Source organism: Mycobacterium sp. IS-1590, assembly GCF_001500025.1.
Taxonomy (GTDB): Bacteria; Actinomycetota; Actinomycetes; order Mycobacteriales; family Mycobacteriaceae; genus Mycobacterium.
On record NZ_LQIW01000050.1, the window covers coordinates 41,804 to 57,111 of the forward strand.

16 protein-coding genes are annotated in these 15,308 nt (G+C 67.9%); 11 read left to right on the forward strand and 5 right to left on the reverse strand.

Features of this window, described 5'->3' with window-relative positions:
- Positions 1-7 precede the first annotated feature (7 nt).
- Complete coding sequence (locus AU197_RS23755) at positions 8-979, reverse strand: quinone oxidoreductase family protein (protein WP_064406396.1); 972 nt, start codon at positions 977-979, stop codon at positions 8-10.
- Positions 980-1,008: 29 nt separating this feature from the next.
- Here AU197_RS23755 and AU197_RS23760 point away from each other — a divergent pair, with 29 nt between their 5' ends.
- On the forward strand, positions 1,009-1,950 hold the full coding sequence (locus AU197_RS23760) for an ATP-grasp domain-containing protein (RefSeq protein ID WP_064406078.1): 942 nt from the start codon (positions 1,009-1,011) through the stop codon (positions 1,948-1,950).
- Here AU197_RS23760 and AU197_RS23765 read toward each other — a convergent pair.
- The 4 genes from AU197_RS23765 to mptB form a co-directional block, all read right to left on the reverse strand.
- On the reverse strand, positions 1,900-2,829 hold the full coding sequence (locus tag AU197_RS23765; RefSeq protein ID WP_197415646.1) for a COX15/CtaA family protein: 930 nt from the start codon (positions 2,827-2,829) through the stop codon (positions 1,900-1,902). The genes AU197_RS23760 and AU197_RS23765 overlap by 51 nt on opposite strands.
- A gap of 82 nt (positions 2,830-2,911) precedes the next feature.
- Positions 2,912-3,688 (reverse strand): ABC transporter permease, encoded by a 777-nt coding sequence (locus AU197_RS23770; RefSeq protein WP_064406079.1) that lies wholly within the window; start codon positions 3,686-3,688, stop codon positions 2,912-2,914.
- Positions 3,689-3,716: 28 nt separating this feature from the next.
- Positions 3,717-4,664, reverse strand: a complete 948-nt coding sequence (locus tag AU197_RS23775) for an ABC transporter ATP-binding protein (RefSeq protein WP_156434541.1) — start codon at positions 4,662-4,664, stop codon at positions 3,717-3,719.
- Positions 4,661-6,346, reverse strand: a complete 1,686-nt coding sequence (mptB, locus tag AU197_RS23780; protein WP_064406401.1) for a polyprenol phosphomannose-dependent alpha 1,6 mannosyltransferase MptB — start codon at positions 6,344-6,346, stop codon at positions 4,661-4,663. The genes AU197_RS23775 and mptB overlap by 4 nt, the downstream gene beginning before the upstream one ends.
- Positions 6,347-6,437: 91 nt before the next feature.
- Between mptB and AU197_RS23785 the strand changes: the two genes are divergently transcribed.
- The 10 genes from AU197_RS23785 to AU197_RS23830 all read left to right on the forward strand — a co-directional run bounded on the left by AU197_RS23785 (position 6,438) and on the right by AU197_RS23830 (position 15,297).
- Positions 6,438-7,157: a helix-turn-helix transcriptional regulator gene (locus tag AU197_RS23785; RefSeq protein WP_064406083.1), complete on the forward strand. Its 720-nt coding sequence runs from the start codon at positions 6,438-6,440 to the stop codon at positions 7,155-7,157.
- Positions 7,154-8,599, forward strand: a complete 1,446-nt coding sequence (gene sufB / locus AU197_RS23790) for a Fe-S cluster assembly protein SufB (protein ID WP_064406084.1) — start codon at positions 7,154-7,156, stop codon at positions 8,597-8,599. Before AU197_RS23785 ends, sufB begins: the two co-directional genes overlap by 4 nt.
- Positions 8,600-9,793, forward strand: coding sequence for a Fe-S cluster assembly protein SufD (gene sufD / locus AU197_RS23795; RefSeq protein WP_064406086.1), 1,194 nt, complete (start codon positions 8,600-8,602; stop codon positions 9,791-9,793).
- Positions 9,793-10,563 (forward strand): Fe-S cluster assembly ATPase SufC, encoded by a 771-nt coding sequence (gene sufC, locus AU197_RS23800; RefSeq protein WP_064406089.1) that lies wholly within the window; start codon positions 9,793-9,795, stop codon positions 10,561-10,563. The genes sufD and sufC overlap by 1 nt, the downstream gene beginning before the upstream one ends.
- Positions 10,564-10,566: 3 nt before the next feature.
- Positions 10,567-11,820 (forward strand): cysteine desulfurase, encoded by a 1,254-nt coding sequence (locus tag AU197_RS23805; RefSeq protein WP_064406091.1) that lies wholly within the window; start codon positions 10,567-10,569, stop codon positions 11,818-11,820.
- 1 nt (position 11,821) lies between these two features.
- Entirely contained in the window at positions 11,822-12,280 is a 459-nt protein-coding gene (gene sufU / locus AU197_RS23810) for a Fe-S cluster assembly sulfur transfer protein SufU (RefSeq protein ID WP_064406092.1), read from the forward strand.
- Positions 12,277-12,624, forward strand: coding sequence for a metal-sulfur cluster assembly factor (locus AU197_RS23815; protein WP_064406096.1), 348 nt, complete (start codon positions 12,277-12,279; stop codon positions 12,622-12,624). The genes sufU and AU197_RS23815 overlap by 4 nt, the downstream gene beginning before the upstream one ends.
- Positions 12,625-12,772: 148 nt before the next feature.
- On the forward strand, positions 12,773-14,035 hold the full coding sequence (locus tag AU197_RS23820; RefSeq protein ID WP_064406098.1) for an MFS transporter: 1,263 nt from the start codon (positions 12,773-12,775) through the stop codon (positions 14,033-14,035).
- 102 nt (positions 14,036-14,137) lie between these two features.
- Positions 14,138-14,668, forward strand: coding sequence for a hypothetical protein (locus tag AU197_RS23825; RefSeq protein ID WP_064406100.1), 531 nt, complete (start codon positions 14,138-14,140; stop codon positions 14,666-14,668).
- Complete coding sequence (locus AU197_RS23830) at positions 14,665-15,297, forward strand: hypothetical protein (RefSeq protein ID WP_064406102.1); 633 nt, start codon at positions 14,665-14,667, stop codon at positions 15,295-15,297. The genes AU197_RS23825 and AU197_RS23830 overlap by 4 nt, the downstream gene beginning before the upstream one ends.
- Positions 15,298-15,308 lie beyond the last annotated feature (11 nt).

The window sequence follows — 15,308 nt, forward strand, 5'->3', positions numbered from 1 at the left end:
CCGTTTACTAGGGCACCAGCACCACCGAACCCACCGTCTTGCGACCCTGCAGGTCGCGGTGCGCCTGCTCGGCATCGGCGAGGCGGTAGCGCTCGCTGACCGTGATCGTCAGCGTGCCCGCCGCGATCGCATCGAGAAGTTCACCCGCGCGCCACGCGAATTCGTCGGCGGTGCGGGTGTAGTGCACGAGCGTGGGCCGGGTCAGGAACAGTGAGCCCGCCGCGTTGAGCAGTTGCGGGTCGAACGGCGGCACCGGCCCACTCGAGGCGCCGAACAACGCCAGCGTTCCCCGCACCCGCAGGCTGGCCAGGCTGGCTTCGAACGTGGCGGCCCCCACCCCGTCGTACACGGCCGCGACGCCACCGTCGGTCATCTCCTTGATCTCGGCGCCGAACGCGGCCGGATCGGTGGGATAGTCGAGCACTCGCACCGCACCCGCCCCACGCGACAGTTCGGCCTTCTCCGGCGTCGAGACGGTGGTGATGACGCGCACCGCCATGCTGGTCGCCCACTGGGTGAGGATGAGCCCGACACCGCCCGCGCCCGCATGCACAAGCACCGAGTCGCCCTGCTGGACCGGGTACAGCGACTTGATCAGGTAGTGCGCCGTCATGCCCTTGAGCAGGGATGCGGCGGCCGCGTCGGGGGCCACGCCTTCGGGTACGTAGGCCACGAAATCGGCTGGGGCGATGCTGTATTCGGCGTAGGCGCCGTTGGCCTGGGCGGTGACGACGCGATCACCGACCTTCAGCGCGGCGACGCCTTCGCCGATCGCCTCCACGGTGCCGCACACCTCGTTGCCGACGATGAACGGCGTCTCCCGCGGGTACTGGCCGGACCGGAAGTACGTGTCGAGGAAGTTCACGCCGATGGCCTCGGCCTTGATGAGCACCTCCCCGGGGCCCGGCGTGGGCTGTGGCTTCTCGACGTAGGTGAGGACTTCGGGTCCGCCGGTCTCTGCGACTTCGATGGCATGCATGGCCACATCTTCCCAATATCCTGGCAATCGTGAAGCTCGCGCGGCCCGACCTGTTCCATCCGCGCATCGTGTTGGCCGGATGCCCGGCACTGCCGGAGGGGGACGGCGACGACGCCGGCCTGGTCGCGGCCCTGGGAAAGCATGGGCTCCACGCGCGCTGGATGTCGTGGGACGACCCGGCGACCGTGAAGGCGGATCTGGTGATCCTGCGCGCGACGTGGGACTACGTCGATCGGCTCGACGAGTTCCTGTCCTGGACGCGACGGGTCGGCAACCTGCTCAACCCGGCCCGGGTCGTGTCCTGGAACACCGACAAGCGCTACCTGGCCGACCTGGCGGCGGCTGGAGTGCCGACGGTCCCGAGCCGGTTCTTCGCACCCGGCGAGGCGGTACGACTGCCGAACAGCGCCGAAGTCGTGGTCAAACCCGCCGTCGGCGGGGGATCGGTTGACACGCTTCGCTTTTCCGATCACGACGATGCGCGACAGCATGCCGACCGGTTGCTGGCCGCCGGTCGGACCGTGTTGGTCCAGCCGTACGACCCGCGCATCGAAGACGGCGAGACCGCATTGGTGTTCATCGGCGGCGCGCAGTCACATGCCTTCACGAAGGGCCCGATCCTGCAGCAGCCCGGCGAGGCGCCCGCGTTCGACGAGTCGGGCACCTACGCGCAGGAGGCCCTCAGCCCCGCCGATCCCGACTTCGAGGTCTGGGACCTCGGCCACCAGGCCCTGGCGGCGGCGGCCGCGCACCTGGACCTGTCCGTCGACGAGCTGCTCTACGCGCGGGTGGACGTCATCGGGGGACACCGTGACCCGCGCGTGCTGGAAGTCGAACTGGTCGAACCGTCGCTGGGCTGGATGCAGCTGGACGAAACCACCAGGGACCGGCAGCAGCGCGAGTTCGTCGTCGCCGTGGAATCAGCGCTCGACCGGTTCGGGCTCGGCCCGCTCTCGCATCGACGCCCATAGCGCGGCCGTCGCGGCGGTACAGAGCGCGGCGCCCGCCACGTGCACGGCCACCAACGCGGCCGGCACATCCAATGCATACTGCACGCGCCCAACCAGAGCCTGGGCGGCGACAAGGGCGAGCAGCACGGCCAGTCGCCGCACGACAGATCGCGGTGCGGCCACGGCCCGCAATGCGAACACCAGCGCCACCAACAGCGACAGGTACGCCACCAGCAGCGTCGCATGCACCTGCACCAGAGTCACGATCTCCACCTGCAACCGCGGCACCGGCGCCTCGATGCTCTTGTCCCCGGCATGCGGGCCGGCGCCCGTCACGAGCGTGCCGGTCACCAGCACCGCAGCCAGCGCGAGCCCGGTGAGAAACGTCAGTTGCCGCAATGGCTCGGGCACGCGTCGGATCGGCACTCCGTCGTCGGGCTCACCGATCTTGACGAACAACAGCACAGCGAGCCACACCATCGTCATCGAGACCAGCAGGTGGATGGCCACCGTCCACCACAGCAGCCCGGTCAGCACCGTGATGCCACCGATCACCGCCTGAACCACGGTCGACACCGGCATCAGCCACGCGTAGACGAGCACCTCGCGGCGGCGACGGGCGCGCGTCACGGCCAGCACTGCCGCCGCGGCGGTGAGCACGACGAGGAAGGTGACCATGCGGTTGCCGAACTCGACCGCCTGGTGCACCACCGGCACTTCGGCGACCGGCACCGGTGTGAAACTGCCCGGGAAGCACTGCGGCCAGGTCGGGCAGCCCAGCCCGGACGCGGTGACGCGGACGATCGCACCCGTCACCGAGATCCCGCCCTGGGTCAGGATGACGAGGAAGGCGATGACGCGCTGGGTGCGCAGGCTGGGCAGCGGCAGCAGATCGACCAGCCGCAGAAAGGCGCGTCGCACGGTTCCGATGGTAGAGCAGCGCAACTACAGGCCGTAGTAGTGGGTGAGCCGGCTACCGGACTCAGGTGAACCGGAACCAGCGCAGCGCGCACAACGCGGCGACGGCGCCCCAGGCCGCGAGCACCAGAAGGCCGAACCAGTCCACTGACAACGTCATCGCCTGAGTCAGCGCTTCGGTGAGGGCGCCCGACGGCGTCAGCCGGGCCACCCACTGCGCGGCGGAGGGCACCATGCCGCCCTCGAGCGTCAGCGCGCCGAGCCCCGCGAAGACGAACCAGAGCAGGTTCGCCAAGGCCAAGACGATCTCGGCGCGCAGAGTGCCGCCGAGTAGCAACCCCAACGCCGCGAAACCCGCCGTGCCCAAGGCGATCACCGCCGCGCCGAGCGCGAGCCCCGCCAGGTGCGGGCGCCAGCCGAGCGCGACCCCGATGGTGCCCAACACGATCGCCTGCAGGAACACCACCGCGACCACAGCCAGTGATTTGCCCGCGATGATGCCCCACACCGGAAGGGCCGTTGCGCCAAGACGTTTGAGGGCTCCGTATCGGCGGTCGAACGCCACGGCGATCGCCTGCCCGGTGAACGCGGTGGAGATCACGGCCAGCGCCATGATGGCGGGCACGAACGTCGCAGCCCGGTTCGGCCCGAACGACCCCAGAGGCATCAGCGTCAAGCCCACCAACAAAGTGATCGGGATGAACATCGTCAGCAGAAGCTGTTCGCCGTTGCGCAACAGCAGCCGCAACTCCAGGCCGAACTGCGCGGCGAGCATTTTCTGCACCGTGGCCGGCCCCGGATCGGGTGTGAAGGTGCCCGGCGCAAAGCGATTCGTCGTCATAGTTCTCGGTTCCTCGCGCGAGTGCTCGTCACGGCCGCAGCTCCCGCCCGGTCAGGTCGAGGAACACGTCCTCGAGGCTTCGCTGTTCGACGCGCATATCGGTGGCCAGCACGTCGAGACGTGCGCACCACGCCGTCACCGTCGCCAGCACCTGGGGGTTGATCGCGCCCTCCACCAGGTATTCACCCGGCGCGGTCTCGGTCGCCTGGTAACTCTCGGGCAGCGCGGAAACCAGCAGCGACAGGTCGAGCATGCGCGGGGCGCGGAACCGCAACTGGTTCTCGGCGCCGCTGCGCATCAGCTCCTCGGGCGAACCGGTGGCCACCGGAACGCCGTGGTCGATGATCATGATGCGGTCGGCGAGCTCCTCGGCCTCGGTGAGCTGATGGGTCGTGAGCACCACGGTCACCCCGTCGCGACGCAGGGCATCGATCAACTCCCACACCACAATTCGCGCATGTGCGTCCATGCCCGCGGTCGGCTCGTCGAGGAAGACCAGCTCTGGGCGGCCGACCACCGCACAGGCGAGCGCCAGCCGCTGCTGCTGACCACCGGACAGCCTCCGGTAAGTGGTCCGTGCCGCCTCGGTCAGCCCGAGGGTGTCCAACAGCCACGCCGGATCGAGCGGGTTTGCCGCGTAGGACGCCACCAGGTTGAGCATCTCGCCAGCGCGGGCGGCCGGGTATCCGCCGCCGCCCTGCAGCATCACGCCGATGCGCTCACGCAGCCGGGCGTTGTCGCCGAACGGGTCCAGTCCGAGGATTTCGATGGTGCCGGAGTTGGGGCGGACGAAGCCCTCGCACATCTCGACGGTCGTGGTCTTGCCCGCGCCGTTCGGCCCGAGCAGTGCGAACACCTCGGCGGCCTGCACCTGCAGATCGAGTTCGGACACCGCGACGGTCGACCCGTAGCGCTTCGTGACCCCGCTGAGGCGCACGGGGACGGGGGACGACGCCCCGGATCCAGAGTGGGTCACGGGGACTCAGCGTAAGCGTCGGGCCGCGCGGGCTGCGGCGGCGGTGGCGGCGGTTGCTCATGCGGCGGGCTCGCCACGCTGCGCCAGGGCAACCGGTTGTAGGTGAGCAGAAACAGCGCCGCGACGATCACGGTGCTCGCCGCGGTCGCCAGCAGGATCTGGAAAACCGTGAAGCGGTCGCCGTTGGCGGTCGGGCCGAAGATGCCGACGGCCAGCGTCACCACGATCGTGGTGCTGCGGAACGCCGGCCGGGTGGCCCACGCGGCGAGGGGGAGGACGGCCCACAGCACGTACCACGGCTGGACGACCGGGAACAGCAGCACCGTCACACCCAGCGCGACGCCGAGCCCGCCCACCGGATGCAGGCGCCCCCGCAGAACGAGCAGCAACAGCCAGGTCACCAGGATCGCGATGATGGACACACCGATCGCACGCGTGAGCCCCAGCACCGCCGTCGTGTGGTCCCCGAGGCCAAGCAGGATGCCGACCTGACCGGTGCCCAGGGCCAACAGGGTGGGCAGCGACATCCAGCTGCGTACCACGTTGGCGGTGCCCAGCGTGTTGAGCCACCCGAACCCCAGGCCGCTGGCCCACCCGATCAGCGCCATCACCACCACCGACACCGCGGTCAGCGACCCGCCGGCCAGGAAGAACGCCTTGACGGTGCCGCCCCACCGACAGGCCAGCGCCATCGCGACGAAGCCCAGGGCCAGCAGCGAGGGCAACTTGACCTGCGATGACAGCGTGATCAGCACGACGCCGACCAGCAGCATCGTCAGCGGCCACCACCGCGCCCACTGCTCACGGTCCTGCGGCCAGGCCAGCGGCCTGGGAAGCAGAGGCGCGGCGGCGTCGACTCCGCGCAGCGCGAATTCGGTGCCGGCGAGCATCAGGCCGAGCATGAGCGCCTCGTTGTGGATGCCCCCGACCAGATGCATGATCAGCAGCGGGTTGGCCGCACCCAGCCACAGCGCGCTCACTTCGGCGACGCCGCAGCGCCGGGCGAGGCGCGGGGTCGCCCAGACGATCAGGCCCACGCCGAGCAGCACGACCAACCGGTGGCACAGCACCGCGGCCACGATGTTCTCGCCGGTCAACGCCGAGATGCCCTGACCGATCCACAGGAACAGCGGCCCGTACGGTGCGGGCGTCTCGCGCCACATGTTGGGCACCGAGAGCGTGAACACGTGGTCCAGACCCAGGCCGGTGGCCGGACCGACCCGGTACGGGTCGAGGCCTTTGACGCCGATCTCGCTCTGCGCCAGATAGGAATAGACGTCTCGGCTGTACATCGGCGGGGCGATGAGCAGCGGCAGCACCCACAGCCACAACAACCGGTCGAGCTGGCTTCGGGACATGCGCCGGTCACCGAGGGTGAATCGCCCGAGCATCAGCCAGGCCAGCGCCATCATCACCGCGCCGGTGGTGGTCATGGTCAGGCTCACGGTCTGGATGCGCGAGGGCAGGTTGAGCAGCCGCACGCCGAACGTCGGGTCCTGCACCACCGGCCTGGCCCCGACGCCGAGCGCGCCGATCGCCATCAGGACGGTGCCCGCGGCACCGAAAAGCCGCGTCCGGCGCAGCGCGATGACCTCGGCGTCGTTCAGCGGCGAGCCCACCGGGCGTTCGTCGGCGTGCCAACGGGCGATCGACGAGCTGAACGACGGGAGGCGGGCTGCCACCTCAGCAGCGTAACCGTCCACGTTATGGCACTTGTCACGCTAAGGGTGCCCTTGCTTTACAGCGGTTTCCGAATTCCGTCACAATAGTGTTGTGAAATTCAGTCCGGAGGCAGGAGCCGATCGCCACACGCGTGGTGCGATCGTGCAACTGCTGCTCGAATCCGGACCGATCACCGCCGGTGAGATCGGCGAACAGCTCGGAATCTCCGCTGCAGGCGTGCGTCGCCACCTCGATGCGTTGATCGAGGCGGGCGATGCGCAGGCCAGCGCCGCGGCGGCGTGGCAGCACACCGGCCGCGGCAGGCCCGCCAAGCGGTATCGGCTCACTGCGGCGGGACGTGCCAAACTCGGCCACGCCTATGACGACCTGGCCGTGGCGGCCATTCGTCAGCTACGGGAGATCGGCGGCGACGACGCGGTGCGGACGTTCGCGCGGCGCCGTATCGACGGAATCCTGGCGGGAGTGACCGAGGGTCCCGATGACGTTGAATCCAGAGCCGACCGGGTGGCCGACGCGCTGAGCAAGGCCGGTTACGCGACCAGCGTCACTTCGGTGACACCGGCGCCTGGAGCAATCCACGGAATCCAGCTGTGTCAGCATCACTGTCCGGTCTCTCACGTCGCCGAGGAGTTCCCCGAGTTGTGCGAGACCGAGCGTGAGGCCTTCGCGGAGATTCTGGGAACCCACGTGCAGAGGCTCGCCACCATCGTCAACGGCGACTGCGCCTGCACAACGCACGTACCCCTGGTCGAAAAGATCAGTGCTTCAGCCCCTACAGCCCCCACTAGCAAGCAAGGAGCGTCGAGATGACGACGACACCTGAGGTCCACAAGGTAGGCGAACCGCTCAGCCAGGACGAGGCGATCGCTTCGCTGAGCCGGTACGGCTACGGCTGGGTGGACTCCGACGTCGCGGGTGCCAGCGCACAGCGCGGGCTGTCCGAGGCGGTGGTTCGTGACATCTCCGGCAAGAAGAACGAGCCGCAGTGGATGCTCGACATCCGGCTCAAGGCGCTGCGCACCTTCGAGAAGAAGCCGATGCCGACCTGGGGGTCCAACCTCGAGAGCATCGACTTCGACAACATCAAGTACTTCGTGCGGTCCACCGAGAAGCAGGCAGCCACGTGGGACGACCTGCCCGAGGACATCCGCAACACCTACGACAAGCTGGGCATCCCGGAGGCCGAGAAGCAGCGGCTGGTCTCCGGTGTCGCGGCCCAGTACGAGTCCGAGGTGGTCTACCACCAGATCCGGGAGGACCTGGAGGCCCAGGGCGTCATCTTCCTCGACACCGACACCGCGCTGCGTGAGCACCCGGAGATCTTCAAGCAGTATTTCGGCACCGTGATCCCCGCCGGCGACAACAAGTTCTCCGCGCTGAACACCGCGGTCTGGTCGGGTGGTTCGTTCATCTATGTGCCGCCCGGTGTGCACGTCGACATCCCGCTGCAGGCCTACTTCCGGATCAACACCGAGAACATGGGTCAGTTCGAGCGCACGCTGATCATCGTCGACGAGGGTGCCTACGTGCATTACGTCGAGGGCTGCACCGCGCCGATCTACAAGAGCGACTCGCTGCACTCCGCGGTCGTGGAGATCATCGTCAAGTCCGGGGGCCGCTGCCGCTACACGACCATCCAGAACTGGTCGAGCAACGTCTACAACCTGGTCACCAAGCGGGCCCGGGCCGAGGCCGGCGCGACCATGGAGTGGGTCGACGGCAACATCGGCTCCAAGGTCACCATGAAGTACCCCGCGGTGTGGATGACCGGTGAGCACGCTCGCGGTGAGGTGCTGTCGGTGGCGTTCGCCGGCGAGGGGCAGCACCAGGACACCGGCGCCAAGATGCTGCACCTGGCACCGAACACGTCGAGCAACATCGTGTCGAAATCCGTTGCCCGCGGCGGCGGCCGGGCCTCCTACCGCGGCCTGGTCCAGGTCAACAAGGGTGCCCACGGATCGCGGTCGAGCGTGAAATGCGATGCGCTGCTTGTCGATACGATCAGCCGCTCCGACACCTACCCGTACGTCGACATCCGCGAGGACGACGTCACGATGGGCCACGAGGCCACGGTGTCGAAGGTCAGTGAGGATCAGCTGTTCTACCTGATGAGCCGCGGCCTGACCGAGGACGAGGCGATGGCGATGGTGGTGCGCGGCTTCGTCGAGCCGATCGCCAAGGAGCTTCCGATGGAGTACGCGCTGGAGCTCAACCGGCTGATCGAGCTGCAGATGGAAGGGGCCGTGGGCTAAGTGAGTTCCCATCTGCAGACAGCCGTCGAAGGGACACCGGCAGGGTCGGCACTCAACAAGGGCGAGATCTTCACCTCCTTCGATGTGAACGCCTTCGAGGTGCCCGGCGGACGCGACGAGATCTGGCGGTTCACGCCGTTGAAGCGCCTGCGCGGTCTGCACGACGGCTCCGCGGTCGGTTCGGGCAGCGCGACCATCACCGTGGGTGAACGGCCCGGCGTCACCGTGGAGACGGTCGGGCGCGACGACGAACGGCTCGGCCAGGGCGGTGTGCCCGCCGACCGGGTTGCCGCGCAGGCGTATTCGTCGTTCGACAGCGCGACCATCGTCACGGTCGCCCGTGACACCGAGGTCACCGAACCGATCGAGATCGACATCACCGGCCCCGGTGAGGGTGCGGTGGCCTACGGGCATCTGCAGATCCGCGTCGAGGAGCTCTCGCGCGCGATCGTCGTGGTGGACCTGCGCGGCAGCGGGACCTACGCCGACAACGTCGAGATCATCGTCGGCGATTCGGCCGGCCTCGGGGTGATCTGGATCGCCGACTGGGCCGACGACACCGTGCACGTTAGCGCGCATCACGCGCGCCTCGGCAAGGATGCCGTGCTCGGCCACGTCAACGTGACACTCGGCGGGGACGTGGTGCGGACGACGGCGACCGTGCGTTTCACCGGACCCGGCGGCGACGCCAAGCTGCTCGGCACCTACTTCGCCGACGACGGCCAGCACTTCGAGTCGCGGCTACTGGTCGACCACGCCCACCCGAACTGCAAATCCGACGTGCTGTACAAGGGTGCGCTGCAAGGTGATCCGGCATCCAACCGGCCCGATGCGCACACCGTGTGGGTCGGCGACGTGTTGATCCGCGCGGAGGCCACCGGCACCGACACCTTCGAGGTGAACCGCAACCTGCTGCTCACCGACGGCGCTCGGGCCGACTCGGTGCCCAACCTCGAAATCGAGACGGGCGAGATCATCGGCGCCGGCCACGCCAGTGCCACCGGGCGTTTCGACGACGAGCAGTTGTTCTATCTGCGGGCCCGCGGCATCCCCGAAGATCAGGCGCGACGCCTGGTGGTGCGCGGCTTCTTCAACGAGATCATCGCGAAGATCGCCGTGCCCGCGGTGCGCGAGCGCCTCACCGAAGCAATCGAACGAGAACTAGCGATCACGGAATCGAGAACAGTCCAATAATGACCACACTTGAAATCAAAGACCTGCACGTCTCGGTGCAAACCCCTGAGCAGACCGAGATCCCGATCCTCAAGGGTGTCGACCTGACCGTGAAGTCGGGGGAGACCCACGCGGTGATGGGGCCGAACGGTTCGGGCAAGTCCACGCTGTCCTACGCGATCGCCGGTCACCCCAAGTACACGGTGACGTCCGGTTCGATCACGCTGGACGGCCAGGATGTGCTGGCGATGAGCATCGACGAACGCGCCCGCGCGGGCCTGTTTCTCGCGATGCAGTACCCCGTCGAGGTGCCCGGAGTATCGATGTCGAACTTCCTGCGTACGGCCGCCACAGCCGTGCGCGGTGAGGCGCCGAAGTTGCGGCACTGGGTCAAAGAGGTCAAGTCGGCGATGGGCGACCTCGAGATCGACCCGTCGTTCTCCGAACGCAGCGTCAACGAGGGGTTCTCGGGCGGTGAGAAGAAGCGCCACGAGATCCTGCAACTGGCCCTGCTCAAGCCGAAGATCGCGATCCTCGACGAGACCGACTCCGGCCTGGACGTCGACGCGCTGCGGGTGGTCAGCGAGGGCGTCAACCGCTACGCCGAGGCCGAGAACGGCGGCGTGCTGTTGATCACCCACTACACGCGCATCCTGCGCTACATCCAGCCGCAGTTCGTGCACGTGTTCGTCGACGGACGCATCGTCACCTCCGGTGGTCCCGAGCTCGCCGACGAGCTCGAGGAGAAGGGCTACGTCCGCTTCACGCAGACGGCGGCCGCGGAGGCGTAGCCCATGACCGCCACCGTACGCCCGCTGGATCTGACCGCCATCCGCGCGGACTTCCCGATCCTGACGAAACAGATGCGCGGCGGAAACACGTTGGCGTACCTGGATTCCGGGGCCACCTCGCAACGGCCGGTGCAGGTCCTCGACGCCGAGCGCGAGTTCCTCGTGACCTCCAACGGCGCGGTGCACCGCGGTGCGCACCAGCTGATGGAGGAGGCGACCGACGCCTACGAGGACGGCCGCGCCGACATCGCGGCGTTCGTCGGCGCCGATCCCGATGAATTGGTGTTCACCAAGAACGCGACCGAGGCGATCAACCTGGTCTCCTACGCGATGGGGGACACCCGGTTCGACCACGCCGTCGGGCCCGGCGACGTGATCGTGACGACCGAACTCGAACACCACGCCAACCTGGTTCCGTGGCAGGAGTTGGCTCGCCGGACGGGAGCAACGCTCAAGTGGTACGGCGTCACCGACGACGGGCGCATCGACCTGAATTCCCTGCAGCTCGATGAGCGCGTGAAAATCGTTGCGTTCAGCCATCATTCGAACGTCACCGGTGCGCTGGCGCCGGTCGACGAACTGGTCGCGCGGGCCAAGGCCGTCGGCGCGCTGACCCTGCTCGACGCCTGCCAGTCGGTGCCGCACCAGCCTGTCGACCTGCACGCGCTCGACGTCGACTTCGCGGCGTTCTCCGGGCACAAGATGTTGGGGCCGACGGGGATCGGAGTGCTGTACGGACGCTCCGCGCTGATGAACGCGATGCCGCCGTTTTTGACCGGCGGCTCGATGATCGAGACCGTCACGATGGAGGAGACGACGTACGCGCCCGCGCCGCAGCGCTTCGAGGCGGGAACGCCGGTGACCTCGCAAGTGGTCGGGTTGGCCGCGGCCGCGCGCTACCTGCGCGAGATCGGGATGGGTGCCGTCGAAGCGCACGAATCCGAGCTCGTGGCCGCCGCGCTGGAGGGGCTGAGCGCGATCGACGGTGTGCGCATCATCGGTCCGACGTCGCTGGAGAACCGGGCGTCGCCGGTGAGCTTCGTGGTCGACGGAGTGCACGCGCACGACGTGGGCCAGGTGCTCGACGACGAGGGCGTGGCAGTGCGCGTCGGCCATCACTGCGCGTGGCCGCTGCATCGGCGGTTCGGGATCGCCGCGACCGCACGGGCATCCTTCGCGGTGTACAACACCGTCGACGAGGTCGACCGGTTGGTGGCCGGTGTGCGGCGGGCCGTGGAATTCTTCGGCAGGGACTGACGTGCGGCTGGAGCAGATCTACCAGGAAGTGATCCTCGATCACTACAAGCACCCGCACAACCGCGGATTGCGCGAGCCGTACGGCGCCCAGGTCCATCACGTCAACCCGACGTGTGGCGACGAGGTGACGCTGCGGGTCACGCTGTCCGACGACGGTGAGCAGGTGATCGACATCTCGTACGACGGCCAGGGCTGTTCGATCAGCCAGGCCTCGACATCGGTGCTCACCGATCAGGTGATCGGCCAGAGCGTCGGCGACGCACTCAAAACGGTCGCCGCCTTCAGCGAGATGATCTCGTCGCGCGGGACCGTCGAGGGTGACGAAGACGCCCTCGGCGACGGCATCGCGTTCGCCGGCGTTGCGAAGTACCCGGCGCGGGTCAAGTGCGCGCTGCTGGGATGGATGGCTTTCAAAGATGCGCTGTCGCAGGCATCGGAGAGATTTCAGGAGGCAGGATGAGTGACACCGCAGTGCCCAACGAAGAGCTGTTGTTCGATCTCGAGGAGGCGATGCGCGACGTCGTCGACCCCGAACTCGGCATCAACGTCGTCGATCTGGGCCTGGTCTACGGGATCAACGTCGAGCAGGGGGAGCAGGGCAACGTCGCGTTGATCGACATGACGCTGACCTCGGCCGCCTGTCCGCTCACCGATGTGATCGAGGACCAGTCGCGCACGGCACTGGTCGGCGCGGGTTTGGTCAACGAGCTGAAGATCAACTGGGTGTGGAACCCGCCGTGGGGTCCGGACAAGATCACCGAGGACGGCCGCGAGCAGCTGCGGGCGCTGGGCTTCACCGTCTAGCTCAGGCAGCGGCCTTTGAATCACGGCGTGCACAAACCTGTGCCTGCCGTCGCCGCATCGGGGATCGTCGAACCTCGTGTCTACGGCGACAGATGTCTCACCCGAACCCGCACGCGCGCTGGTCGATTCGACGGCGGACGCGTCGAGGATGCGCACCGCGCTGGTCGCCAGCCTCGTCGGAACCACCATCGAGTGGTACGACTTCTTTCTCTATGCGACCGCGGCGAGCCTGGTGTTCAACCAAGCGTTCTTTCCCGATCAGAGCTCTGTGGTCGGGACGTTGTTGTCCTTCGCGACGTTCGCGGTCGGGTTCATCGTGCGCCCGATCGGCGGCTTCGTGTTCGGCCACGTCGGCGACCGGATCGGCAGGAAGAAGACGCTGGCGCTCACCATGGTCCTGATGGGCGGTGCGACCGCCTTGATGGGGGTGCTACCCACCGCCGCCCAGATCGGGGTGCTCGCGCCGATCCTGTTGGTACTCCTGCGCGTCGTACAGGGTTTCGCGCTCGGCGGCGAGTGGGCCGGGGCGATCCTGCTCGCCGTCGAACACAGTCCGGCGCATCGGCGGGGCCTGGCGGGCAGCGTGCCCCAAGTCGGTCTGGCGCTCGGGCTCGCACTGGGCACCGGCGTGTTCGCGCTGCTCCAAATCGCCCTGCCTGACGATGCTTTCGAGTCGTACGGTTGGCGGATCGCATTCTTGTTCAGCATCGTGCTGGTGATTTTCGGATTCATCGTGCGATGGAAGGCGACCGAGACACCGGCCTTCGAGAAGGTCCGCGACGAGGACGACCGCTCCGCGGCGCCGCTGCGTGACGTGTTCCGCAGTCCCGCGCTGCGCAACACGGTGCTGGGACTGTTGTCGCGATGGGGCGAGGGCGCGGCCTTCAACACGTGGGGCGTGTTCGTGATCTCGTATGCGACCGGGACACTGAAGCTGGAGCGGGTTCCGGTGCTGATCGCCGTCACCGTCGCGGCGCTGCTGATGGCCGCGCTGCTACCCGTCTCGGGACTGCTGACCGACCGGTTCGGGGCGCGAGCGGTGTACGCGAGTGGAATCGTTGCCTACGCGGTCGCGGTGTTCCCGGTGTTTGCGTTGTTCAACACCGGCAGCATGACCGCCTACGCGCTCGCAATGTTGGTGGTGTTCGGCGTGATTCACGCGTGGTTCTACGGCGCCCAGGGCACGCTCTACGCGTCGCTGTATCCGGCACGAATCCGCTACACCGGGCTGTCCACGGTGTATCAGCTGTCGGGGGTCTACGCGTCGGGTCTGACCCCGCTGATCCTGACCGCGTTGATCGCCGCCACGAACCAGTCGCCGTGGTTGGCGTGCACCTATCTCGTGGTGACAGCGTTGATCAGCGTGGTGGCCACATTGCTGCTGCGGCCGAAGGCGTTGACGGAAATCTGACACGCCGGCACCGGGCCTGCCGGAGCAGGGAAGGTGGTGTTGGTATTCGGCATTGCCGACATTGTCGTACGAAGTCATGTACGAAGAGCTCAGAATGATCTCGTGGTCACGGTCCCGGCGTTCGTCTGGCGGGGCGGGTTCGGACGGCGCGCGCTGTTGATCGGCGGCTGTGTCGGGCTCAGCCTCGGTGTTTTGGCGTGGCTCGATTCCGGCTTCCTCCTCAGCGCTGTCATCGTCACGGTGGTCGTCGGCACGTTCTACGGCATCTGGATGGCGCGCCGGATGAACCGGTACTGGCCGGGATCGAGAGACCTCACAGGTCAGGAGCGGGTCGCGGTCGTGCGCGCGGTGCGAAGCGGGGTCGACCTGGCCGATTCCCGGCTGGCGGGGCCAGAAGTCGACTACGCGCGGGGGCTGTGCGCCGCGGCGGAAGAGGCCCGTCCACTGCGGTGGGTGTTGGTCATCGCCCTGATCGTCGCGCTGGCCGCGGCGGTCTGGGACGCAATATTCGGCTCCTGGGGTAACGCGGTGGCATCCGTCATCTACCTGGTCGCACTGCTCGTTGAGCTGTTCTGGTGGCCGCGACGGCAATCCCAGCTGCTGGCCCGCGCCCGTACTCTCGATGCGGTATGAGCCATCCTTACGTCGCCACCCGCCGTCAACTGCGTGGTGTGGCCGAAAGCCTGATCGCGGGCCCCCAATATCGGTCCGCGGGCACGATCAGGCTCGCGGTGCGCCCCGACGGTTTCGCCGCTGTCGCGCTACCCCTGTCGGTGCAGGGCACCGACTTGGTCTTTCCGGACGGCAGCGTTCCGCTGACCGGCAGCGTCGCGGCCGTCGCCGAGGCGGTCGGCGTGGCGCCCGGGCCGCCGGAGGGGGTCTACCGGATCGTCGACCCGTTGCCCGCCGACGCCGAGCTCGCACTCGACCCCGATGCCGCGGCGTGGCTGCAGCGCGCCCACTACGCGGGTGGGTTTGCGCTGAAGCATGTTCTGCCGCAGCAGCATCCGACATTGTGGCCGGAGCACTTCGACGTCGCAGCTGTGGAGGACGAGGTGAACTACGGGGTGTCGGCCGGCGACGAAACCCATCCGACGCCGTATGCCTACGTCGGCCCGTGGCAGAAGCGGACGGGTCCGTTCTGGAATGCGCCGTTCGGAGCGCTCCACCCACTGGACGCGGCCCACGACGTCGACACGCTGGCCGCCCGGATCACCGAGTTCTTCGAGCGCGGCCGCACTGAACTGGGTATCCGCCCGTAGGCTGGGAACAC

Bases quoted from the DNA above. Each gene is read 5' to 3' on its own strand.
- AU197_RS23755 (WP_064406396.1), bottom strand. From the start codon at position 979: ATGCATGCCATCGAAGTCGCAGAGACCGGCGGACCCGAAGTCCTCACC.
- AU197_RS23770 (WP_064406079.1), bottom strand. From the start codon at position 3,688: ATGACGACGAATCGCTTTGCGCCGGGCACCTTCACACCCGATCCGGGG.
- sufB (WP_064406084.1), top strand. From the start codon at position 7,154: ATGACGACGACACCTGAGGTCCACAAGGTAGGCGAACCGCTCAGCCAG.
- sufC (WP_064406089.1), top strand. From the start codon at position 9,793: ATGACCACACTTGAAATCAAAGACCTGCACGTCTCGGTGCAAACCCCT.
- AU197_RS23805 (WP_064406091.1), top strand. From the start codon at position 10,567: ATGACCGCCACCGTACGCCCGCTGGATCTGACCGCCATCCGCGCGGAC.
- AU197_RS23815 (WP_064406096.1), top strand. From the start codon at position 12,277: ATGAGTGACACCGCAGTGCCCAACGAAGAGCTGTTGTTCGATCTCGAG.
- AU197_RS23820 (WP_064406098.1), top strand. From the start codon at position 12,773: ATGCGCACCGCGCTGGTCGCCAGCCTCGTCGGAACCACCATCGAGTGG.
- AU197_RS23830 (WP_064406102.1), top strand. From the start codon at position 14,665: ATGAGCCATCCTTACGTCGCCACCCGCCGTCAACTGCGTGGTGTGGCC.